The following is a 21478-nucleotide window of genomic DNA, read 5'->3' as shown; positions in this document are numbered from 1 at the left end:
GCGCCCGTTCCGACGGGCGCACAGCGGACGGATCAGGCGCAGGGTCGGAGCTGACGATGCTGACGGGGCGGTGGAGGGAGACGCCGGGGCGAGGTACCCGGTACTGTCGGTCGTCGGTACCCATCACGAGGGAGTGACGATGACACCCACCACGACGATCAGCGTCGAGAACGTCTCGCTGGCCACCGGCACGCTCGCCCTGGTCACCATGGCCGGGACCGACGGCCGGCCCGCCACGCTCGGCCCGGAGAGCATCGCGGCCCTCGAGGAGGCGCTCGCCGCGTGCGCCGCCCGCGTGCACGACGGCGAGGTCACCGCCGTCGCCCTCACCGGCACCCCGGGCTGCTTCGCGGCGGGCGCGGACCTGCGCGCCGTCGGCTCGATGGCGCGCGTGGAGGACGCGCGTGCCGTGGCCGAGGCCGGTCACCGGATCGTCACGCTCCTGCGCGACCTGCCGAGCTTCGCGCTCCTCAGCGGCCTCGCCCTCGGCGGCGGGCTCGAGCTCGCGCTCGCCTGCCGCTACCGCGTGGCCGCCGCCGACACCGCGCCCCTCGGCCTGCCCGAGACCTCCCTCGGGCTCGTGCCCGGGTGGGGCGGGTGCTACCTCCTGCCCCGGCTCGTCGGGCCCGAGGCGGCACTGCAGGTGATCGTCGACAACCCGGCCCGCCAGCGCACGCTCGACGCGCAGCAGGGCCTGGACCTCGGGCTCGTCGACAGCGTCCAGCGCGGCGGTGACGACTTCCGCGACGGCGCCCTCGCGTGGGTCACCGAGGTGCTCTCCGGCGCCATCAACCCGGCGCGCACCGACCACACGTCCGACGCCGGCGCCTGGGAGCAGGCGGTCAGCGCCCGCAGGCCGGTCGTGGCACGCCGTGCCGAGGGCGGGGCGCCCGCGCCGCTGCGCGCCCTGGAGCTCGTGGCCGCCGCGCGCACCGCCTCGCGCGCGGAGGGCTTCGCCGCCGAGGACCTCGCCCTCACCGAGCTCATCATGTCCGACCAGCTGCGCGCCGGTCTCTACGCCTTCGACCTCACCCGCGCCCGCGCCCGCAGGCCCGCCGGCGCCCCCTCCGAGGAGCTCGCGCGGCCGGTGCGCCGCGTGGGGCTGCTGGGGGCCGGGCTCATGGCGAGCCAGCTCGCCGTCCTCCTCGCCCGGACGCTGCGGGTGCCCGTCGTCATGCGCGACCTCGACGACGACCGCGCCGCCGCCGGCCTGCGCCACGTCCACGACCAGGTGGCCAGGCTGGAGCGCTCGGGCCGGCTGGACGAGACAAGGGCGGAGGAGCTGCGCGCCCGCGTGACGGCCACCGCGGACCTCACCGAGCTCGCGGGCTGCGACCTCGTCGTCGAGGCCGTCTTCGAGGAGCTCGCCGTCAAGCAGCGCGTCTTCGCCGAGGTGGAGCCCGTCGTCGGACCGGAGTGTGTCCTCGCGACGAACACCTCCGCCCTGTCGGTGACCGACATGGCGGCCGGGCTCGAGCACCCCGAGCGGGTGGTGGGGCTGCACTTCTTCAACCCGGTGGCGCAGATGCCGCTCGTCGAGGTCGTCCGCACCCCCCACACGTCCGAGGCCGCCTACGCGACGGCCTTCGCCGTCGCAGCCGGCGCCCGCAAGAGCGCCGTCGCGTGCCGGGACGCGCCCGGCTTCGTCGTCAACCGGGTGCTCGTCCGGCTGCTCGGTGAGGTGCTCGGCACCCTGGAGGAGGGCACGCCGGTGTCGGTGGCCGACCGTGCCCTGCGGCCCATGGGCCTGCCGATGGGGCCCCTCCAGCTCCTCCAGCTCGTGGGTCCCGCGGTGGCGATGCACGTGCTCGACGAGCTGCGCCGCACCCTCGGGGACCGCTACCCGCACTCTCCGGGGCTCGAGCGGATGGTGGCCGAGGGCGAGCGCTTCACCGTCGACGAGCGACCCAGCGCCGCCTCGGCCGTGCGCGAGGACCTCGACCGGTTCTTCGGCTCCCGGCCGCTGCCCGAGCCGCTCGACGCCGACGGCGTCCTCGAGCGGGTGCGTCGCGCCCTCGCCCAGGAGGTCCGTCTCCTTCTCGACGACGGTGTCGTGGCCGATGTGCGGGACGTCGACCTCGCCATGGTCCTGGGCGCCGGGTGGCCCCTCCACAACGGCGGCATCGCCCCCTACCTGGACAGGACAGGAACGTCCGAGGCAGTGACAGGCCGACGCTTCCTGGAGCCAGGCGTCGCCACCCTGCCCACCCCCTGAACGTCGCAGCTGGTGGGTTGGGCGACGCCTGCGCCCGTCCGAGGCGTCAGCCAACCCACCAGTTGTGAGGTGGGGGCGGTCGGGACGGGGGTCAGTAGGCCGTCAGGCCACGCGTCCGGAACTGCGCGCGCACCCTCTCCACCAGCTCCGGGGACGGGGGCTGGGTGTCCTCGAGCTGGTAGGTGGCGCCCAGGCGTTCCCACTTGTCGCGGCCCATCTGGTGGAAGGGCAGCACCTCCACGCGGGTCACGGTGGCAAGGCTCGCGACGTAGTCGGCGACGGCCTCGACGTTGTCGTAGCCGTCGGTGAGCCCGGGGACGAGGACGAAGCGCACCCAGATCTCCTTGCCGTGCGCGACGAGCTTTCGCCCGAAGTCGAGCGTCGGCTGGAGCTCACGTCCCGTCGTCGCCCGGTAGACGTCGGGCAGGCCGGACTTGACGTCGAGGAGGACGAGGTCGAGCGCGTCCAGCAGCCGGCTGCTCGCCTGGGAGCCGAGGAAGCCGGAGCTGTCGATCGTCGTGTGCACGCCCATCGCCTTGGCACCCTCGAGGAGCCGGGTGAGAAAGGCGGGCTGCATGAGCGGCTCGCCACCGGAGACGGTGAGCCCGCCACCGGTGGCCTTGAACACCGGCACGTAGCGTCTCACCCGGCGCAGCAGCTCCTCGACGCGCACGGCCTCCCCGTCGCGCATCCGGAGCGTGTCGGGGTTGTGGCAGTACAGGCAGCGCAGCGGGCAGCCGGCGAGGAAGACGGTCAGGCGGGTGCCGGGGCCGTCCACCGCCGTGACGAGCTCCCAGGAGTGGACCGAGCCGATGTCCCCGGCGCGGACCGCGGCGAGGTGCTCGGTGCGGTCCATCTCCTCCACCGACGCGAGGCCGGCGGTGCCCGCCGAGCGCCGTAGCCGGGGCACGGCGTCCTCGGGGGTGGCGACGTACTCGCCGTTGATGCCGTCGGGGGCGACGACGCCGCTGACGAGCGTCTGCTCCTCGCTCACGGGTCTCCTCCCTGGTGACGGAGCGGTGGGCTCCCGGCCCGCGGTGGTGGCGGGCCGGGAGCGGGACGGTCAGACCTGGCCGTGGAAGGTCCGTGAGATGACGTCGAGCTGCTGCTCGCGGGTGAGTCGCACGAAGTTCACCGCGTAACCGGAGACCCGGATGGTGAGCTGCGGGAACTTCTCCGGGTTCTCCATCGCCTCGTAGAGCGTGTCCCGGTTGAGGACGTTGACGTTCATGTGGAAGCCCTGGGAGCCCATGTAGGCGTCGAGGAGGCCCACGAGGTTGCCCACCTGCTCCTCCTTCGTCCGGCCCAGCCCCGAGGGCACCACCGTGTTCGTCAGCGAGATGCCGTCCTGCGCCTCGGAGTAGGGCAGCTTGGCCACCGACAGTGCCGAGGCGAGCATGCCGTGGGTGTCGCGCCCGTTCATCGGGTTGGCACCCGGGGCGAAGGACTCCCCGGCCCGGCGCCCGTCGGGGGTGTTGCCGGTGTGCTTGCCGTAGACGACGTTCGAGGTGATCGTCAGCACCGACTGCGTGTGCACCGCTCCCCGGTAGGTGGGCTGGCGACGGACCTTCTCCATGAAGCGCTCGACGAGCATGACGGCGATGTCGTCGACACGGTCGTCGTCGTTGCCGAAGGTCGGGAAGTCGCCCTCGACCTCGTAGTCCACGACGAGCCCGTCCTCGCGCCGCACCGGCCGCACGGTCGCGTAGCGAATCGCCGACAGCGAGTCCGCGGCCACCGACAGGCCCGCGATGCCGCACGCCATGGTCCGCAGCACGTCGCGGTCGTGCAGCGCCATCTCCAGGCGCTCGTAGGCGTACTTGTCGTGCATGAAGTGGATGCAGTTGAGCGCGTCGACGTAGGTCGCGGCGAGCCAGTCGAGCAGGGCGTCGTACCGGCCGAGCACGTCGTCGTAGTCGAGGACCTCACCGGTCACCGGCTCGGTGGCGGGGGCGATCTGCTTGCCGCTGTTCTCGTCCCGGCCGCCGTTGATCGCGTAGAGCAGGGCCTTGGCGATGTTGACCCTCGCGCCGAAGAACTGCATCTGCTTGCCGATCCCCATCGCCGAGACGCAGCAGGCGATGCCGGCGTCGTCGCCGCACTGGGAGCGGATGAGCGAGTCGGACTCGTACTGGATGGCCGAGGTGTCGATCGAGACCTGCGCGCAGAAGCGCTTGAAGCCCTCGGGCAGGTCCTCGCTCCACAGCACGGTGAGGTTCGGCTCGGGCGCCGGACCCAGGTTGTACAGGGTCTGGAGCATCCGGAAGGAGTTCTTCGTGACGAGGTGACGCCCGTCGTCGCCGACGCCGCCGATCGACTCCGTCACCCACGTCGGGTCACCGGAGAAGAGCTCGTCGTACTCCGGGGTGCGCAGGAAGCGCACGATCCGCAGCTTGATGACGAAGTCGTCGATGATCTCCTGGGCCTCGGCCTCGGTGAGGACGCCGGCGGCGATGTCCCGCTCGAGGAAGATGTCGAGGAAGGTCGAGGTGCGGCCCAGCGACATCGCGGCGCCGTTCTGCTCCTTGACCGCGCCGAGGTAGGCGAAGTACAGCCACTGGACGGCCTCGCGGCCGGTGCGGGCGGGGCCGGAGATGTCGTAGCCGTACGAGGCCGCCATCTCCTTGAGCTCCTGGAGCGCGCGGATCTGCTCGCTGTTCTCCTCACGGTCGCGGATGACGTCCTCGACCGAGCGCTGGGTGTCGAGGAGGGCGCGGTCGGCCTTCTTCGCCTCGATGAGGGCGTCGACGCCGTAGAGCGCCACGCGGCGGTAGTCGCCGATGATGCGGCCGCGCCCGTAGGCGTCGGGCAGGCCGGTGACGATGTGGGCGCTGCGCGCCTTGCGCACGTCGGGCGGGTAGACGTCGAAGACACCCTGGTTGTGGGTCTTGCGGTAGGTCGTGAAGATCGTCTCGAGCGACGGGTCGACGGCGTAGCCGTAGGTCTCCAGCGAGGTCGCGACCATGCGCCACCCGCCGTAGGGCATGATGGCGCGCTTGAGCGGCGCGTCGGTCTGCAGGCCGACGATGACCTCACGGTCCTCGTCGATGTACCCGGGCGCGTGGGCGGTGATGGTCGACGGCGTCGTCGCGTCGACGTCGTACACGCCCTTCTCGCGCTCCTCGGGGAACATCTCCGAGAGCGTCCGCCAGACGTGGGTGGTGCGCTCGGTGGGCCCGGCGAGGAACGAGCTGTCGCCGTCGTAGGCGGTGTAGTTCCGCTGGATGAAGTCGCGGACGTCGACGCTCCCCTGCCACGGGCCGGGCGCGAAGCCCGCCCAGGCGTCCGCCGTCTGCTGCGGCGTGTGGATCGTGGTCGTAGCCATTGCTGCCTCCCTGTCCTCCCCGGCGAGTGCCGGTAGAACCACCGTACGGAGCGGATCGGCCGCCCTCGTGGGACCTAGGCCCGAGGGCCCACGTAAGCCCCCTCACACGACGCTAACCCGGTGTGACGGGGCACACCCTCAGGGACGGGTGTCGCGCTCCGCGGGCTGGCCGAGCGGCTGCTCCGCGTCGGAGGTGAGGGCAGCGACAGCGCCCGCCGCCTGACGTGCGACGTCCTGGGCCTGGAGGTGGTACTGCTCGACGATCTGCGGCCGGGCGGCGTGGTCGAGGAACTCGTGGGGCAGGCCGTGGGTCTGCACCGGCACGGCGTGGCCGGCCTGCGCCAGGGCGTCGCGCACGGCGCTGCCGATCCCGCCCGTGCCCAGACCGTCCTCGACGACGACGACGAGGTCGTGCTTGGCGGCCAGGTCCAGGAGGTCCTCGCTCACCGGGAGCACCCACCGCGGGTCGACGACGGTCGAGCCGATGCCCTGCGCGCCCAGCGCCGCGGCGGCGGCGACGGCGGTGTGTGCCATGGCCCCGACGCCGACGAGCAGCACCCGGGCTCCGCCGTCGCCGGCGGTGCGGGCAAGGACGTCGACGGTGCCCTCGTGGCCGATCGCGGGCAGTGCCTCGGGCAGGGCGCCCTTGGGGTAGCGGACGACGGTCGGGGCGTCGTCGACGTCCACGGCCTCACGCAGCTCGGTGCGCATCGTCTCCTCGTCGCGCGGTGCGGCCAGGCGCAGGCGCGGGACCGTGCGCAGCAGCGCGAGGTCCCACATGCCGTTGTGGCTCGCGCCGTCGTCGCCGGTGATGCCGGCACGGTCCAGGACGATGGTGACGCCCGCCCGGTGCAGCGCGACGTCCATGAGGAGCTGGTCGTAGGCGCGGTTGAGGAAGGTGGCGTAGAGCGCGACGACGGGGTGCAGCCCGGCGAAGGCCATGCCGGCCGCGGAGGTGAGCGCGTGCTGCTCGGCGATGCCGACGTCGATGACGCGCTCGGGGAGCTCCTCGGCGAGCGGTGCGAGGCCCACGGGGGCGAGCATCGCGGCGGTGACGGCGACGACGTCGCTGCGCTTGCGGGCGATCTCGACGATCTCCTCGGCGAAGACCGACGTCCAGCCGAAGCGCGAGGGGGCGACCGGCAGCCCAGTCTCGGGGTGGATGACCCCGACCGCGTGGAAGCGGTCGGCGACGTCCTCCATGGCCGGGGTGTAGCCGCGGCCCTTCTCGGTGATCGCGTGGACGATGACGGGGCTGCCGAAGGCCTTGGCGCGGCGCAGGGCGAACTCCATGGCCGCGAGGTCGTGGCCGTCGACCGGGCCGATGTACTTCATGCCCAGGTCCTCGAACATGCCCTGGGGGGCGATGACGTCCTTGACGCCCTTCTTGAAGCCGTGGAGGGCGTCGTAGGTCATCCGCCCGGGCGGGCCGCTGCGCTGCAGGGCGCGCTTGCCCCAGCCGAGGACCTTCTCGTAGCCGCGGGCGGTGCGCAGCGCGTCGAGGTGGTGGGCGAAGCCGCCGATGGTGGGGGCGTAGGAGCGGCCGTTGTCGTTGACGACGATGACCAGGCGCCGGTCCTGCGCCTCGGTGATGTTGTTGAGCGCCTCCCAGGCCATCCCGCCGGTCAGGGCGCCGTCACCGATGACGGCCACGACGTGCCGGTCCTTCTGACCCGAGATCTCGTGGGCGCGGGCGATCCCGTCGGCCCAGGAGAGCGCGGTGGAGGCGTGGGAGTTCTCGACGATGTCGTGCTCGGACTCGGCGCGGCTCGGGTAGCCGGACAGGCCGCCGCGCTTGCGCAGGTCGGCGAAGTCCTGCCGCCCGGTGAGGAGCTTGTGGACGTAGGACTGGTGCCCGGTGTCGAAGACGACGCGGTCACGCGGGGACTCGAAGACCCGGTGGATCGCCAGGGTGAGCTCGACGACGCCGAGGTTGGGGCCCAGGTGTCCACCGGTCTTGGAGACCGAGTCGACGAGGTAGTCGCGCAGCTCCTTGGCCAGGACCTCGAGCTCAGGACCGGTCAGGGAGTGCAGGTCCGCGGGCCTGCGGATGCGTCCGAGCAGACTCATCGCTCCCCTTCCAGATCGGTGACAGCACGCTGACCCACCCTACGTCGGAGCGCCCGCCCGCGCCCACTCCCCCACCGACGATCTCCGTCACCCGCCGACAGCCCACTTCTCGCCCACAGTGCACTTACCGCCCACAGCGCACGGACCGCCGACAGTGCGGTTACCGCCCGTCAGGCCGACGGCGGCGCGTCCCCCTTCCGACGTCCCGCCGTCGGGCACTACGGTGTGCGCAACGTCGCACACCCCAGGAGGCGCACCGATGCGAGGCGACTACGGCGCACCCGAGTTCGACTGGTCGATCCTCGAGGTGCCGACCCCGAAGGCGATGGCCCTGGGACAGCTCGGCTTCTCCTGGCTCGAGCTCGCGGGCAGGCTCGCGACCGTCACCCAGGAGGAGTTCCTCCGGGAGCCGCGGCCCGGGGCGTTCAACGTCGTGCGCCGCGGGGAGGCGCGGACGCCACGCACGCTCGGGACCGGTGAGTGGGTGGCTGAGTGGCCCGAGGGACCCGACGAGCCGGGGCCGCGGACGATCGCCTGGCTCGTCGCCCACCTCACCGAGACGTACGTCGAGCGGTGGGAGTGGACCTTCGGTGAGCGGCAGCGGCGGCGGCAGGACGTCGTCGTCCACGGGGACGTCGACGACGCCCGCGAGGAGCTCGCCCGCTGGGTGGGCGCATGGCGGGAGGGCGTGGAGTCGGTACCCGACGACGAGATCATGACCGTGGGGCTGAGCCAGGCGACGGAGATCGACGCCGCGGCGCCGTTCGGGCACCTCGTGCTCCACCTCAACCGTGAGCTCATCCACCACGGCTCGGAGATCTTCGTCCTCACGGACCTCTACCGCTCGGATCCCGCGTAGCTCGGGCGACAAGTGCGCTGTCGGCGACAAGTGCGCTGTCGGCGGGAGGGTGGTCGGAAGGGGAAAGGGGACGGGCCCCGGTCGTCGACCGGGGCCCGTCGCTCACGCGTGGGTCAGGCAGCCTTCTTGACGAGGGTCCGCAGCACGTACTGGAGGATGCCGCCGTTGCGGAAGTAGTCCGCCTCGCCGGGGGTGTCGATGCGCAGGACGGCGTCGAACTCGACCGTCTCGCCGCCCTCCTTCTCGGCGGTCACCTTGACCGTGCGTGGGGTGCGGCCCTCGTTGAGCTCGGTGACGCCGGTAACCGAGAAGGTCTCGGTGCCGTCCAGGCCCAGGGACTCGGCGTTCTCGCCCTCGGGGAACTGGAGCGGGAGGACGCCCATGCCGATGAGGTTGGAGCGGTGGATGCGCTCGAAGCTCTCGGCGACGACGGCCTTGATGCCCAGCAGCGTGGTGCCCTTGGCGGCCCAGTCGCGCGAGGACCCGGAGCCGTACTCCTTGCCACCGAGGACGACGAGCGGGATGCCGGCCTCCTGGTAGGCCATCGACGCGTCGAAGATCGACTCCTGCTCCCCCGTGAGGAAGTTCTTCGTGAAGCCACCCTCGACGCCGTCCAGCAGCTGGTTGCGCAGCCGGATGTTGGCGAAGGTGCCGCGGATCATGACCTCGTGGTTGCCACGGCGCGAGCCGTAGGAGTTGAAGTCCTTGCGCGCCACGCCGTGCTCGGCGAGGTAGCGGCCCGCGGGGCTGTCCGGCTTGATGGCGCCGGCCGGGGAGATGTGGTCGGTGGTGACCGAGTCACCCAGCTTGGCCAGGACACGTGCACCGCTGATGTCGGTGACCGGCTCCGGCTCGGCGCCCATGCCCTCGAAGTACGGGGGCTTGCGGACGTAGGTCGAGTCCTCGCTCCACTCGAAGGTGTCACCCTCCGGCGTCGGGAGCTCGCGCCAGCGGTCGTCACCGGCGAAGACGTCGGCGTAGTCCTCCTCGAACATCTCCTGGCTGACCGAGCTCGCGATGACGGCGTCGATCTCGGCCGGGCTGGGCCAGATGTCGCGCAGGTAGACGTCGTTGCCGTCCTTGTCCTGCCCGAGGGCCTCGTTCTCGAAGTCGAAGTCCATCGTCCCGGCCAGGCCGTAGGCGACGACCAGCGGCGGCGAGGCGAGGTAGTTCATCTTGGCGTCCGGGTTGATCCGGCCCTCGAAGTTGCGGTTGCCGGAGAGCACCGAGGCCACGGCGAGGTCGTTGTCGTTGACCGCCGCGGAGATCTCCTCCGGCAGCGGGCCGGAGTTACCGATGCAGGTGGTGCAGCCGTACCCGACGAGGTGGTAGCCGAGCTGCTCGAGGTAGGGCCACACGCCCGCCTTGTCGTAGTAGTTCGTCACCACCTGCGAGCCGGGGGCCATCGAGGTCTTGACCCAGGGCTTGGTCTCCAGGCCCTTCTCCACGGCGTTCTTCGCCAGCAGGGCGGCGCCGAGCATGACGGAGGGGTTGGAGGTGTTCGTGCACGAGGTGATGGCCGCGATGACGACGGCGCCGTGGTCGAGCTCGACCTCGGTGCCGTTCTCGAGGGTCACCCGCACGGGCTGGCTCGGGCGGCCCTCCCCCGGCACCACGGCGGAGTGCGTCGGTCGCCCCTCCTCCGAGGAGTGGTGGGTGGGGTCGGGGCTCGTGGGGTCGGACGCCGGGAAGGTGTCCATGAGCTCCTTGTCGAGCTCGCTCTTCTCGATGGACTTGCCGTTGACGTAGTTCTTGATGTCCGCGCGCCACTGGTCCTTGGCGCCGCTCAGCGCGATGCGGTCCTGCGGACGCTTCGGGCCGGCGATCGAGGGCACGACCGTCGACAGGTCGAGCTCGACGTACTCGGAGTACCGGGCCTCGCGGGACGGGTCGTGCCACAGGCCCTGGGTCTTGGCGTAGGCCTCGACGAGCTCCACCTGGGCGGCGTCGCGGCCGGTGAGCCGCAGGTAGTCCAGGGTGACGTCGTCGACGGGGAAGATCGAGACGGTGGAGCCGAACTCCGGGCTCATGTTGCCGATGGTGGCGCGGTTGGCCAGCGGCACCGCGGCCACGCCCTCGCCGTAGAACTCGACGAACTTGCCGACGACGCCGTGGTCGCGCAGCTTCTCGGTGATCGTGAGGACGACGTCGGTCGCGGTGGCGCCGTCGGGGATCTCGCCGGAGAGCTTGAAGCCGACGACCTTGGGGATGAGCATGCTGATCGGCTGGCCGAGCATCGCGGCCTCGGCCTCGATGCCGCCGACGCCCCAGCCGAGCACGCCGAGGCCGTTGACCATCGGGGTGTGGGAGTCGGTGCCCACGCAGCTGTCGGGGTAGGCGACCGTGACGCCGTCCTTCTCGCGGGTCATGACCGTGCGCGCCAGGTACTCGACGTTGACCTGGTGGACGATGCCGGTGCCCGGGGGGACGACCTTGAAGTCGTCGAAGGCGGTCTGGCCCCAGCGCAGGAACTGGTAGCGCTCGCCGTTGCGCTCGTACTCGAGCTCGACGTTGCGCGCGAAGGACTGCGCGTTGCCGAAGGAGTCGACGACGACGGAGTGGTCGATGACGAGCTCGGCCGGGGCGAGCGGGTTGATCTTCGTCGGGTCGCCGCCGAGGTCGGCCATCGCCTCGCGCATGGTGGCGAGGTCGACGATGCAGGGCACGCCGGTGAAGTCCTGCATGACCACGCGGGCGGGGGTGAACTGGATCTCGGTGTCGGGGTCCGCCTCTGGGTTCCACGTCGCGAGGGCGCGCACGTGGTCGGCGGTGACGTTGGCGCCGTCCTCGGTGCGCAGGAGGTTCTCGGCGAGGATCTTGAGGCTGTAGGGCAGCCGCTCCAGGCCCTCGACCGCGTCCAGGCGGTAGATCTCGTAGTCCTGCTCGCCCACCGTGAGGGTGGAGCGGGCTCCAAAGCTGTCGACGCTCACATCTGCTCCTCTTGCCGCTTCGCTGCTGCGCTTCTGTCGGTCATCGTCCCACGCGGGTGGAGCCGTCGCAGCAGCCGCCACCCACAAGTTATCTCGACATCAAGATACTTTGTCGGGGCGGTGAAGTCACGCCGAACCGCCCGGCGCGTCGCCCCCCGGCTCAGCTGCTGCGGGGCTCGAGCACGGCGACGCACTCGACGTGGTGGGTGTGCGGGAAGAGGTCGTAGCCGGTGAGGGCGGTGACGTCGTAGCCATGGTCGACGGCGGTGCGCAGGTCCCGGGCCAGCGCCGCAGGGTCGCAGGCGACGTAGACGATCCGCCGCGGCCGCAGCTCGGTGAGCGCGGTGACGACCTCGGTGCCCGCGCCCGAGCGCGGCGGGTCCAGGACGACGGCGTCGACGCCGCTGCCCAGCCCCTGCACCACCCCGGCGGTGACGCCCGCGACGTGGAGGGTGGCCTGCGGGCTGTCGTGGAGGTTGCGCCGGGCGTCCTTGACCGCCCGGTCGTTGACCTCGACGGCGTCCACGCGCCCGCCCTCCCCGACGGCGCGCGCGAGCGGGAGGGTGAAGAGCCCGGCGCCGGAGTACAGGTCGACGACCCGCTGCCCGGGCTCGGGGCGGACGGCGGCGAGGACGGCGTCGACGAGCGCGGCGGGCGCGTCGCGGTGCACCTGCCAGAAGCCGGTCGCGTCGACCCGGTAGTGGAGGTCCCCGACGGCGGTGGCCACCCGCTCGTGCACGGCCACCCGCGCCGGTGCGCTGCTGCCGCGACGGCCACGCCGCGGGCGCGCCTCGCGCCGGGGGGCGAGCGACCGGGCGGGGTCGGCGAGGTCGACCGGCCGGCCGTCGGCGAGGACGACGACGGGCCCGTCACTCGGGGCGACGACGTCGAGGCGGGTTCCGGGCGGCACACCGTCCCAGCGGCCGGGGGCGAAGAGGTCGGCGTCGGTGATGGCCGGCACGGCCAGCGGCATCCGCTCCAGCGGCACGACGTCGTGGCTGCGGTGGCGGTACATCCCCGGCCGGGAGGCGGCGTCGAGGACGAGGTCGATGCGCGTCCGCGTCCCCAGACCCTCGCGCGCGTCGTCCTCACCCAGCGGCTCGACGACGAGCGGGCCGAGGTGGTCGAGCTCGAGGTGGCCGATGCGGCGCAGCGTGTCGCGCACGACCTCCGCCTTCCAGCGGCGCTGGGCGGCCAGGGCGAGGTGGGCGAGCTCTCCCCCGCCGACGCCGCCCGGGCCGGCCTCGGGCCAACGGCTCGGGCCGCGGTCCGGGGAGGCCTCGTGGACGACGACGGCGTCCCCTCGCCAGAACTTGCGGCCCTCGCCGGCGTCGGTGAGACGCACGTCGACGACCTCCCCGGGGGCGGAGTGGCGCACGAAGACGACGCGGCCCTCGACGCGGGCCACGCAGTGGCCACCGTGGGCGGGTGGGCCGACGGTGACTCCGGTCAGGACGTCCATGTGCTCAGCTCTCCTCGGTGGGCCAGGGGACGGTGGTGACGACGGTGCCCGGCAGGGCGAGCAGCCGCGCACGCAGCCGCTGCGGTCCGCTGCCGAGCAGCAGCCGGCGCCACCGGCGCCTGGCGGTGGTCTCGGGCAGGTAGACGACGGCGAGCCCGTCCGGCTCGGTGCGGCGGGCGGCCGCGACGTGTGCGACGACCCCGGCGCCGGCGTCGCCCGGGGGCGCCGCGAGCTCGACGAGCGGGACGGGCAGGTCGAGCGCGGCCCACTGCCGGCGCAGCTCGGCCGCGGCCTCCTCGTCGCCGGGCACGGTGAGCGCCTCGACCGAGGTGGCCCGCATCGCCCGTGCGCAGGCCACCGCGCGCACGGCCGGACGGTCGAGCTCGGTGACGACGACGAAGGCGCGCACGACCGTCGGCAGCGGCCGGTCCTCGGCCGCGTGGTCGAGGGCCAGGCGCGCGCGCAGCTCGCGGTCGTGTCGGCTCACACCCCACATCATCGCCGACCCGGCCGCGACGGCGACGAGTGCGGGCCAGCCGCGAGGCACCGCGAGCAGGAGCAGGGCGCCGGCGACAAGAGCTCCGGCGCCCGTCAGCGCCCGGGCGCGGCGCGCGGTGCGCCGGGTCCCGGGCCGGTTGAGGACGTCGAGCCGGCGCCGCCACTCGCGGCGTCCGGCGAGCAGCGCCACGACGGCGAGCAGCAGGACGACGGCCGCGTAGCACGCGACGAGCCCCCAGGGCTCCGCGGCCGCGGCGAGGACGGCGGCGGCCACCGCCACCCCGGTGCTGAGCCGGCGGCCGGCGGCTCCGGCGGGCCAGCGCCGGCTCACCAGCCACGTCGCGGGCGGGCGCGGCACGCCCGACAGCGCGCTCGCGCCCGCCGCGAGCAGCGCGCCCGCGAGCACGACACCCACCCAGGGACCGGCCCACCCGCCCAGCCCCGCGTCGGCGACGGCGAGCACAAGCGGGTCGCTGCCGAGCACGAGGCCGGCACCGAGGAACACGAGGAGGAGCACGACGGCCGTACCGGCGGCCCCCGCGCGGGGCAGGCCGCGCCCGCGCGTGACGAGCAGGGCAGGCTGGAGCACCGCACCGGTGAGCGCGACGGCCCCGCCCACGGCGAGCAGCTGCGTGAGAGGTGAGCGGCCGAGCTCGTTGGTGACCGGGAGCCCGGACACGGCGCCGCCCGCGGCCGCACCCGCTCCCGCGGCGACGACGACGGCGAGGACGACGGCCGCGAGCACGCCGAGCCCGGCGGTCACCCGCCGTCGTGCAGGCTGCGCGACGGTGAGCCGCGCGAGGAGGGCGAGCGCCACGAGGACGGCTGCGAGGAGCGGGCGCGGCGCGGCGAGGCCGGCGGAGGTGAGCAGCTCGGCGGCGACGGCCGCGGAGGCGGCGAGGAGCAGGACGCGCTCGGCGAGCAGCGCCGGCGTGCGCACGCCGTCCACGCCCCGCGGGGTGTCCTCGGGCAGCTGGGCGAGCGCGAGGAGGAGCACGCCCAGCGCCCCCAGCGTGCCGAGCACGGCCCACCGGGCGAGCTCCGCGGTCGCCGTGCCCAGCCCGATGATGACGCCCCCGGCGGCGGGGGCCACGAGGGCGACGAGCGCCGCGGCCGGTGCGGGATGCCGCTGCCTGCCACGGGGTCGGGCCAGGAGCGCCCGGTGGAAGGCCGCGGGGTCGGAGGTCACGGGCAGCCATGCTAGGCCTGCGCGCGATAGCGTGCCGACGTGCACTTCGTCATCATGGGCTGCGGCCGCGTGGGATCCTCCCTCGCCGCCCAGCTCGAGGAGCAGGGCCACTCGGTGGCCGTCCTCGACCAGAACCCCGACAGCTTCCGGCGCCTGCCCGAGGACTTCTCCGGTCAGCGGGTCACCGGCCTCGGCTTCGACCGCGACGCCCTGTCCCAGACCGGCATCGAGGACGCCTACGGCTTCGCCGCCGTCTCCAGCGGTGACAACTCCAACGTGCTCGCTGCCCGCGTGGCCCGCGAGACCTTCGGGGTGAGGAGCGTCGTCGCCCGGATCTACGACCCGCGGCGCGCGGAGGTGTACGAGCGCCTGGGCATCCCCACGGTGGCCACGGTGCGGTGGACGGCCGACCAGGTGCTGCGGCGCCTCCTGCCGGCCGGTGGCGCAGCCGACTACCGCGACGCCTCGGGGCGGGTGTCCCTCGTCCAGCTCGACGTCCACGACGGGTGGGTGGGACGTCCGCTCGTCGACCTCGAGGCGGCGTCCGGGGCGCGGGCGGCCTTCCTCACCCGGCACGGCTCTGGCCTGCTGCCGGACGCCGGCACGGTCCTGCAGGACGGTGACCTGCTCCACGTCCTCGCCGTCACCGACGCCGTCGAGCAGGTGCAGCGGGTGCTGTCCGCTCCCCCGCGCGAGGAGGAGGTCTGATGCGCGTCGTCATCGCCGGGGCCGGCAGCGTGGGCCGGTCCATCGCCCGAGAGCTGCTGTCCCACGGGCACTCGGTGACCCTGATCGACCGGCAGCCCGCCGCCATGCGCATCGCCTCGGTGGCCGACGCCGAGTGGCAGCTTGCCGACGCCTGCGAGATCTCCAGCCTCGCCGAGGCCGGCGTGGACTCCTGCGACGTCATCGTCGCCGCGACGGGCGACGACAAGGCGAACCTCGTCGTCTCGCTCCTCGCCAAGACCGAGTTCGGGGTGCCGCGCGTCGTCGCCCGCGTGAACAACCCGAAGAACGAGTGGATGTTCGACTCCGCGTGGGGCGTGGACGTCCAGGTCTCCACGCCGCGGATCATGACGGCGCTGGTCGAGGAGGCCGTCACCGTCGGCGACCTCGTCCGGATCTTCTCCTTCCACGGCTCGGGCACGAGCCTGCACGAGGTCACCCTCGCGCCGGGCTCCGCCGTCGCCGGCGCGACCGTGCGCGAGCTCGACTGGGGGCCGGGATGCTTCCTCTCGGCGATCATCCGCGCCGGTGAGCCGGTGCCGCCGGACCCGGACGAGCGGGTGGTCGCCGGTGACCGGCTCGTCCTCGTGCTCAGCGAGCGGGCGGACCCGGCTGCGCTGCAGCGGCTGGTCGCTCCCGCACCAGCAGCCACGTGATCCACAGGGCCAGGGCCCACAGCGGGACGCCCATGACGAGGCGGGCAGTCCCGAGCCACGCGGTCGAGGCGTCGAGGTAGAGAGGCAGCTGGACGGCCAGGCGAGCGACGAAGAGCCCGATCCACAGCCACGTCGCGGCGGTGTAGCGACGCAGCCGCGGACGCTGCACGGGGTCGGTGCGCCAGGTGAAGCCCTCCTGCCGCAGGAGCGCGACGACGACGCCGACGAGGGGCCAGCGGACGAGGATGCTCACGAGGAGCGCGGCCGCGTAGACGCCGTTGGTCCACAGGCCCAGGGCGAAGTAGTCCTGCGCCTCGCCGGAGCGCCACGCCCACACGACGCCGACGACGACTCCGACGACGCCGCCGAGCGCCTGGGTGACCGGCGTGCCGCCGACGAGGCGGGCGACGACGAGGACGACGGCCACGGCGAGGGAGGCGACGAGCGGGGCCGCCAGCTGCTGGCCCGCGACGAGGTAGACGACGACGAAGACGAGCCCGGGCGCCACCGACTCGACGAGGCCGCGGACGCCGCCGACGGCGTCGGCGACCGAGAAGTCCTGCCCGGCGAGCTGGCTCATCCGGGAGCGGGTCACCGCCTCGGCGACCGCCTCCGGCGCGCTGTCCGGGGCGTGGCCCGGGTCGGTGGGGCCGGTGGTCATGAGTCCTCCCGCAGCAGCCGGTAGGCCGGGTTGAAGATGGTGGGGCGCAGGCCGCCGGTGTAGACGACCCCCTCGGCGACGAGGCGACGACCGGGGGCGATGCCGGGGATCTCGCGGCGGCCCAGCCACACGAGGTCCACCTCGGTGCGGCCGTCCGTGAGCCGGCCCACGAGACCCACGGGCGATCCCGAGGGGCGGTAGGTGACGGCCACGAGCACGCCCACGACGCGGGTGCGCCGCCGGCTGGGGGCCTCGGCCACGGAAAGGCTCACGTCCTCAGCGGATCTCGGTGATCTCGGGGCCGCGGGCGAGCGGGTCGAAGGACGTCGTCGGGGTCTCCTCCGCCGTCGCCTCCTCGTTCGCCTTCCCGGGCACGCGCAGCACGAGGACGTCACGGGGCGGACGGGCCTCCTGCCCGCGGACGACGACGACGTCGGCGAAGAGGTCCTCGAGCTCGGTGGCGGCGTCGGGGTCGACGGCGGCGCGCCCGCTGAGGACGCCACGCAGGAACCAGCGGGGCCCGTCGGCGCCGATGAAGCGCGCGGGACGGTGGCCCATGCGCCCGTCCTGGCTGGTGACGGGCAGGCGGGCGAGGATCTCGCGGCCGAAGGGGCCGGCGACCTCGTCGGCCGTGCCGCCCTGCTTCTCGACCGAGGCGACGATCTCGGGGCGCAGGTCCGCCCACAGCCCGCCGGAGCGGGGGGCGGCGAAGGCCTGGAGCTGGAGGGCGGAGCCGGAGACCGACAGGCTCGTGGCCACCACCTGGCGGGTGCGCTTGTCCATCTCCATCCGCAGCTTGAGGCCGGGGCGGGCGGGCACGCGCAGCGCGCCGAGGTCGAGGCGCTGCCCGAGCTCGGGGACGTCGGCGACGTCCCAGGGGCCGCGGCCCGTGGGGGCGGCCGCGGCGGCCTCGTCCTCCGCGGGTGCGTCGTCGGTCTGCGCATCGGTCTCGGCCGGCGCGGCCTCGTCATCCTTGCGGCGTCGTGAGAAGAGCCCCATCAGTTCCTGCCTCCTGCTCCGGTGACCGTCCAGCCACCCGTTGACCCCAGCCCGCCCGTGCCGCGTACCGACTCGGGCAGGTCCTCGACCTCGGCGAACCGGGCCTGCGCGACACGCTGCACGACCAGCTGCGCCACACGGTCGCCGCGCGCGATCCGCACCGTCTCCCGGAGGTCGGTGTTGAGGAGGATCACGTTGATCTCACCGCGGAACCCAGCGTCCACGGTACCCGGCGCGTTGACCACGGTGACACCGTGCCGGGCCGCCAGCCCGGAGCGCGGGTGGACGAATGCGGCCCAGCCGTCCGGCAGCGCGATCGCGACCCCGGTGGGGACCACGGCCCGCTCCCCCGGGCCCAGCTCGACGTCGTGCCGGGCACGAAGGTCGGCCCCGGCGTCCCCGGGGTGGGCGTAGGACGGCGCGGGCAGCTCCGGGTCGAGCCGGAGAAGCGGGACGTCGACGTAGTCACTCACGCCCGCGACTGTACTGACCCCGGCCGCCGTCCCCCAACCACCGTCCACCCACCCCCACCGTCGCAGCTGGTCGCCCGGCTGACGCCTGAACGCCCGACGGCGTCGGTCAACCGACCAGCTGCGGCGTTGGGGAGGCATTGGGGGGTGGGAGAGTAGAGCCGTGGACTCCGTCATCTTCTCCGAGCGCCTGTACCCCCGGCCGGTGAACGTCGTGCTCGGCGCGCTCGCCGGCGTCGCGGTCGGCGCGCTCGTGTGGCCCTTCAGCGCGACGGCCGGCTACGTCGTGGGGGCGGTAGCGGTGATCGCCGTCGTCGTCGTCCTGCTCGTGACCTCACCGCGCGTCGTCGTCGACCTCGGGGACGAGGAGCTGGGCACGGGGCCGGTGCTGCATGCCGCGAACGCACGAATCGGCGCCGAGCACCTCGGGAGGACCGAGGTGCTCGACGCCGAGGCGATGGTTGCGGCCATGGGTCCGCAGGCCGATGCCCGCGCCTTCCTCTGCCAGCGCCCGTGGGTGCGGCGGGGAGTCCGTGTGGAGGTCGTCGACCCGCGAGACCCGGCGCCCTACTGGCTCGTGGCCAGCCGACGTCCTACCGAGCTGGCCGCGGCCCTGGGACGGGCAGGTCAGGCAGCGCACTCCGAGCAGACGAGCTGGCCGCCGTCCTCGTAGGCGAGCTGGCTGCGGTGGTGCACGAGGAAGCACCGCGAGCAGGTGAACTCGTCGGCCTGGCGCGGCAGCACCCGGACGGAGAGCTCTTCGTTGCTGAGGTCCGCACCGGGGAGCTCGAAGCCCTCGGCGGCCTCCGCCTCGTCCTCGTCGACCGAGGGTGAGCTCTTCTCGGCCCGACGGGCCTTGAGCTCCTCGATCGAGTCCTCGGAGAGGTCCTCCTCGTTCTTGCGAGGCGCGTCGTAGTCGGTCGCCATGTAGACGTCACGCTCCGGTTCGTCTTAGTTGTGTCAGGGGCACGGCACGCGTGCCGTACCTCAGGAACGTCGAGAGCCCCTCGTTGTTCCCGCGGCACCCGGATTGTGCACCATCGGATGGGCCGCCGTCGCGGTCGGGACCGCACGAAGTGCACAGTTTCCGCCAAGATCCGCGCGTTGTCGAGTGCGATCCACACCCTGGTGTGACCGGAATCTCCCGGCCGTGCGCGCCGCTCAGCGCAGGGCCGGGCGCACGACGTCGAGGAGCTGCTCGACGAGCGTGGCCGGGCCCGCGACGGTCAGCCCCTCGACGCCCTCCCCGACCCGCTCCACGACCCCGCCCGCCTCGGTGACGACGAGCGCGCCCGCCGCCATGTCCCACGGGTTGAGGTAGCGCTCGAAGAAGACGTCCATGGCGCCTGCGGCGACGAGGCACAGGTCCATCGCCGCGGACCCGAGCCGCCGGATGTCGCGGACCTCCGGCAGGACCGCGGCCAGCACCCGCGCCTGCCCGGCCCGACGGTCGGCGGTGTAGGCGAAACCGGTCCCCACGAGGGCCGTGGCGAGCTGCGCCGGCGCCCCGATGGTGAGCCGCTCGCCGTCGGCGTAGGCGCCACCACCGCGGGCGGCGGACCACGTCTGCCCGGTGGCCGGGGCGTGGACGGCGCCGGCGAGCAGCTCCCAGGCGAAGGGGTCCTCACCCTCCGCGCGGGCCACGGCGATGCTCACCGAGTAGCCGGGCAGGCCGTAGACGAAGTTCGTCGTCCCGTCGATGGGGTCGACCACCCAGACGAGGCCGGAGGAGCCGGCCTGCCAGCCCTCCTCCTCCCCGAGCACGCCGTCGTCGGGGCGCAGCTCGGCGAGGCGCCGGCGGATGAGCGCCTCGGCCGCCTGGTCCACCTCGGTGACGAGGTCGACCCCGCTGCTCTTCGTCGCGGCCACGGTGACCGACCCGCCGAGCGCGGCGCGCACGAGGTCGCCGGCCTCCCGGGCGACGGCCTCGGCGATCTCCATGAGCTCCTGGCTGACTGCGGTGGTGTCGGTCATGGTGTCCTTCCTCGGCGGCGTCGGGCGGGCCGTGCCACGCCGGGGCACCTCCCCGGTCCGGCGGCCGCACGGGTCCATGCTGTCAGCACCCTGGCGAACACACCGGCGGGAATCCGCCATCCGGGCGGCGAGCGGTGGCACCCTCGACCCATACCTCGAAGGGGGACGACATGCTAGAGCTCGAACTCGTCGGGCTGCACGGCGACGGCGAGCACCTCACGCTCGCCGGTCCGGACGGCCAGCGGTACCGCCTGCTGGTCGACGACGCGCTGCGGGCTGCCGTCCGGCGCGACCGGCCCCAGCTCGAGCAGATCCGCGCCGGCGCCGGGTTGCGGCCCAAGGAGATCCAGGCCCGCATCCGGGCCGGCGCCACGGCCGTGGAGGTCGCGGAGGCCGCCGGGCTGCCTGTCGAGCACGTCAAGCGCTACGAGGGCCCGGTGCTCGCCGAGCGCAGCTGGGTGGTCGAGCAGGCGCGCCGCTTCACGGTCGGCCGCGCCGAGGACTCCCCCTCGCTGGGCGACCTCGTCCTCGACCGGCTCGCCACCCGCGGGGTGCGCGCACCGGAGATCGAGTGGGACGCCGTGCGCGGCCAGGACCGCTCGTGGGAGCTCGTCGCGCGCTTCACCGCCGGTGACAAGCAGCGCGAGGCCCGCTGGGAGGTCGACATGGCCGCGCGCACCACCCACGCGCTGGACGACGAGGGCCGCTGGCTCTCCGAGACCGAGGTCGCCGCCGCCACCCCCTCCCGTCGCCATCTCATGCCGGTGCGGCTCTACGACGTCGAGGCCGACGGCGACCTCGGCCCGGCGCTGGCGGCCGTCGACGCCGACCTCACCGACGCCGAGCCCGAGGAGGACCTCGGTTACGGGGACCTGCCCGCCGCGAGCACCGACGACCTCCTGGCCGAGCTGCGTGCCACGCGTGGCACGCGCCCCGAGCTCGAGCCCCTCGAGGAGGACGACGACGACTGGGGGCTCCCCCCGGCCGCGCACCCTCCGGCGTCGCGCGCCCACGAGGCGATCGACGCCCAGGTGCTGCCGATGCCCCGAGACGCCCGTCCCGCCGAGGAGCCCGAGCCGGCCCCCTCCACGCCGCCCGCCGCCACGCCCGCCGCGACGAGTGCCGAGGAGCCTGCCCAGCAGCGCACCGGGGAGGGCCAGGGCCGCCGGGCCGCGCAGGGACCGGCGCAGCGCCGGGACGGCGAGGCCAAGGAGACGAAGCGACGCCCGAGCCGCGGCCGCCGCGCCAGCGTGCCGAGCTGGGACGAGATCGTCTTCGGCGCCAAGCCGGAGTAGCCGGCGCCGGCCCGGCCGTCGCTGATCTGCACACAACTCGGCGACACGCGGGCGACACGCCGGGACAGGTGTCGCTCAACCCGCCTCCCGGCGGACTTGGGTGCGGATCACGCGCAGCCGTCGCGCCGCCGCCGGCGACCACCCGCGGC

The 21478-nt window shown here is 73.7% G+C and carries 18 protein-coding genes; 6 read left to right on the top strand and 12 right to left on the bottom strand.

Annotated features, from left to right (window positions below; all coding sequences use genetic code 11):
• The first annotated feature begins 139 nt into the window (after window positions 1-139).
• Window positions 140-2215 (top strand): 3-hydroxyacyl-CoA dehydrogenase NAD-binding domain-containing protein, encoded by a 2076-nt coding sequence (locus DSZ44_RS02565; protein WP_110850994.1) that lies wholly within the window; start codon window positions 140-142, stop codon window positions 2213-2215.
• Between the two features lie 91 nt (window positions 2216-2306).
• Here DSZ44_RS02565 and pflA read toward each other — a convergent pair whose 3' ends face one another.
• From pflA to dxs, 3 genes are all read right to left on the bottom strand, one after another.
• Window positions 2307-3161 carry a pyruvate formate-lyase-activating protein gene (gene pflA / locus DSZ44_RS02560; RefSeq protein WP_502530277.1) on the bottom strand — a complete coding sequence of 285 codons (855 nt, stop codon included), beginning with the start codon at window positions 3159-3161 and terminating at the stop codon, window positions 2307-2309.
• Window positions 3162-3278: 117 nt separating this feature from the next.
• Complete coding sequence (pflB, locus tag DSZ44_RS02555; protein ID WP_110850993.1) at window positions 3279-5540, bottom strand: formate C-acetyltransferase; 2262 nt, start codon at window positions 5538-5540, stop codon at window positions 3279-3281.
• 138 nt (window positions 5541-5678) lie between these two features.
• Complete coding sequence (gene dxs, locus DSZ44_RS02550; RefSeq protein WP_110850992.1) at window positions 5679-7610, bottom strand: 1-deoxy-D-xylulose-5-phosphate synthase; 1932 nt, start codon at window positions 7608-7610, stop codon at window positions 5679-5681.
• 259 nt (window positions 7611-7869) lie between these two features.
• Here dxs and DSZ44_RS02545 point away from each other — a divergent pair, with 259 nt between their 5' ends.
• Complete coding sequence (locus DSZ44_RS02545; protein ID WP_110850991.1) at window positions 7870-8469, top strand: DinB family protein; 600 nt, start codon at window positions 7870-7872, stop codon at window positions 8467-8469.
• A 113-nt stretch (window positions 8470-8582) separates the two neighbouring features.
• Here DSZ44_RS02545 and DSZ44_RS02540 read toward each other — a convergent pair whose 3' ends face one another.
• The 3 genes from DSZ44_RS02540 to DSZ44_RS18175 form a co-directional block, all read right to left on the bottom strand.
• Window positions 8583-11399, bottom strand: a complete 2817-nt coding sequence (locus DSZ44_RS02540) for an aconitate hydratase (protein ID WP_110850990.1) — start codon at window positions 11397-11399, stop codon at window positions 8583-8585.
• Between the two features lie 160 nt (window positions 11400-11559).
• Window positions 11560-12861, bottom strand: a complete 1302-nt coding sequence (locus DSZ44_RS02535; RefSeq protein WP_110850989.1) for a class I SAM-dependent RNA methyltransferase — start codon at window positions 12859-12861, stop codon at window positions 11560-11562.
• A 4-nt stretch (window positions 12862-12865) separates the two neighbouring features.
• Window positions 12866-14548, bottom strand: coding sequence for a hypothetical protein (locus DSZ44_RS18175; RefSeq protein WP_181424510.1), 1683 nt, complete (start codon window positions 14546-14548; stop codon window positions 12866-12868).
• 54 nt (window positions 14549-14602) lie between these two features.
• On the opposite strand from DSZ44_RS18175, the gene DSZ44_RS02525 reads away from it, so the two are divergent.
• Window positions 14603-15256 carry a potassium channel family protein gene (locus DSZ44_RS02525; RefSeq protein ID WP_110851323.1) on the top strand — a complete coding sequence of 218 codons (654 nt, stop codon included), beginning with the start codon at window positions 14603-14605 and terminating at the stop codon, window positions 15254-15256.
• Window positions 15256-15930 carry a potassium channel family protein gene (locus tag DSZ44_RS02520; protein WP_110850987.1) on the top strand — a complete coding sequence of 225 codons (675 nt, stop codon included), beginning with the start codon at window positions 15256-15258 and terminating at the stop codon, window positions 15928-15930. Before DSZ44_RS02525 ends, DSZ44_RS02520 begins: the two co-directional genes overlap by 1 nt.
• Here DSZ44_RS02520 and DSZ44_RS02515 read toward each other — a convergent pair.
• Genes DSZ44_RS02515 through dut form a run of 4 tightly spaced genes read right to left on the bottom strand, consistent with a single transcriptional unit; the run spans window position 15866 to window position 18063 of the window.
• On the bottom strand, window positions 15866-16591 hold the full coding sequence (locus DSZ44_RS02515; protein ID WP_110850986.1) for a DUF3159 domain-containing protein: 726 nt from the start codon (window positions 16589-16591) through the stop codon (window positions 15866-15868). The two genes, DSZ44_RS02520 and DSZ44_RS02515, sit on opposite strands and share 65 nt — an antisense overlap.
• A complete protein-coding gene (locus tag DSZ44_RS02510; RefSeq protein ID WP_146237463.1) occupies window positions 16588-16863 on the bottom strand; it encodes a single stranded DNA-binding domain-containing protein in 276 nt (91 codons plus the stop codon). The genes DSZ44_RS02515 and DSZ44_RS02510 overlap by 4 nt, the downstream gene beginning before the upstream one ends.
• Window positions 16864-16867: 4 nt before the next feature.
• The gene (locus DSZ44_RS02505) at window positions 16868-17590 is read right to left on the bottom strand and encodes a DUF3710 domain-containing protein (protein WP_110850984.1); all 723 of its coding nucleotides are present in this window, start codon (window positions 17588-17590) and stop codon (window positions 16868-16870) included.
• A complete protein-coding gene (gene dut, locus DSZ44_RS02500; RefSeq protein WP_258369167.1) occupies window positions 17590-18063 on the bottom strand; it encodes a dUTP diphosphatase in 474 nt (157 codons plus the stop codon). Before dut ends, DSZ44_RS02505 begins: the two co-directional genes overlap by 1 nt.
• A 160-nt stretch (window positions 18064-18223) precedes the next feature.
• Here dut and DSZ44_RS02495 point away from each other — a divergent pair, with 160 nt between their 5' ends.
• Window positions 18224-18733, top strand: a complete 510-nt coding sequence (locus DSZ44_RS02495; RefSeq protein WP_181424509.1) for a DUF3093 domain-containing protein — start codon at window positions 18224-18226, stop codon at window positions 18731-18733.
• On the opposite strand, the gene DSZ44_RS02490 is transcribed toward DSZ44_RS02495, so the two are convergent.
• The gene (locus tag DSZ44_RS02490; protein ID WP_110850981.1) at window positions 18688-18987 is read right to left on the bottom strand and encodes a DUF4193 domain-containing protein; all 300 of its coding nucleotides are present in this window, start codon (window positions 18985-18987) and stop codon (window positions 18688-18690) included. The genes DSZ44_RS02495 and DSZ44_RS02490 overlap by 46 nt on opposite strands.
• Window positions 18988-19221: 234 nt before the next feature.
• Window positions 19222-20034, bottom strand: coding sequence for an inositol monophosphatase family protein (locus tag DSZ44_RS02485; protein WP_110850980.1), 813 nt, complete (start codon window positions 20032-20034; stop codon window positions 19222-19224).
• Window positions 20035-20204: 170 nt separating this feature from the next.
• Here DSZ44_RS02485 and sepH point away from each other — a divergent pair, with 170 nt between their 5' ends.
• Entirely contained in the window at window positions 20205-21329 is a 1125-nt protein-coding gene (gene sepH, locus DSZ44_RS02480; protein WP_110850979.1) for a septation protein SepH, read from the top strand.
• The last annotated feature ends 149 nt before the right edge of the window (window positions 21330-21478 follow it).

This window comes from Georgenia satyanarayanai (assembly GCF_900116375.1).
Classification (GTDB): Bacteria; Actinomycetota; Actinomycetes; order Actinomycetales; family Actinomycetaceae; genus Oceanitalea; species Oceanitalea nanhaiensis.
This window is presented reverse-complemented; position numbering and strand designations above follow the sequence as displayed.